This is a genomic window from Nocardia sp. NPDC047654 (assembly GCF_043205035.1).
Taxonomy (GTDB): domain Bacteria; phylum Actinomycetota; class Actinomycetes; order Mycobacteriales; family Mycobacteriaceae; genus Nocardia.
Window position 1 is genome coordinate 1 of sequence record NZ_JBIDDF010000047.1, and the last position, 1,212, is coordinate 1,212.

1 protein-coding gene is annotated in these 1,212 nt (G+C 63.7%); it reads right to left on the reverse strand.

The features are described 5' to 3' along the window. Positions 1-3: 3 nt before the first annotated feature. Positions 4-1,212 (reverse strand): oxygenase MpaB family protein (locus ACGF7Y_RS36470; protein ID WP_393242492.1); only part of this gene is annotated, 1,209 nt, incomplete at its 5' end.

The window sequence follows — 1,212 nt, forward strand, 5'->3', positions numbered from 1 at the left end:
GGGTCAGCGGTGTGGTTGGGTCATGTCCCGGTTCATCGTGGGCAGTTCGATACTGATCGGCATCCGCAACTCGGCCAAATACACCAACGCCGCCCGCCGCAGGAACTCATCGAACAACCAATACGCATCCGGCGCCAACGGCACCACCGGCAACAACCCCTCCCGCACCGCGATGAACGGCCCCCAACTCACCCGCAACAACGGATCCCACACCGGCTCACGCGCGATAGCCAACCCATCAGCGATCTCATCCCCCAACAAAAACCGGGTGAACGCCCCCAACACCGGCTTACTCACCACCGCCAAATCCAGATTCGCCCCCAACCGCAACAACCGATCCGCCAACCTCGCCCCCTCCGGCGTCGCCGCCAGAACCGGATCCAGCACCTGCGCGGCCTGCGCGTTCGCCTCACCCCACGAATTCGGAATGTACTCATCCCGAATCCCCAACATATGCGCCCCCACCTGCCAAGAATGCAGAAACGCCTCCGACTCCGCCTCCGGCATCGGCACCCCCCACGCCGTCAAATGCTTCATCACCGTCGTCGGCAAACTATGCCAAGTCACCATCATATCGTTCTGACTGATCGGCACCTGCTCCTCAGCCGACGCCACCCAATGCGGCGACCGCGGCAACAAATGCCGCACCGCGGCATGCACCAACCGCGTCTTCACACACGTCACCACCATCTCCCCATCCGGCGCATACGCATTCGCCGTCCCGATGTCATACCCCAACTTCGCGGTCTTGGTGATCCGATCCTTCAGATCATGACCCCCCTTCGAGTAATACACCGCCCGCGCCTCCTTCGGGATCACCGTGGACATCATCCCGCTGGCCAACCCATACAACACCCCCAGATACAACCCCCGCTTCTTGTTGAACTCCACCGCCGTCGCCAACTTCCCCGGATCCGTCCACACCGGCAACCGCCGCGCATACTCCATGAAATCCCGCAAATCCCCCGGCAACCCCTCCGGCAACGGCTGACCATTACGCGTCCACAACCGCAACAACCCATTCACCCTGCCCACCTCCCCCCGATCCAACAACGACGCCACCAACTCATCCGCCTCCGGATCCCACACCGTCAACGGATCAACCCCCTCCCCACCACCAGCCACCGACCCCTCCGGCGACCACGACCACGGCTGCGCCCGCCCCGGCACCACCACCGCCGACAACGCACCCACCGCCCCCAACACCCCACC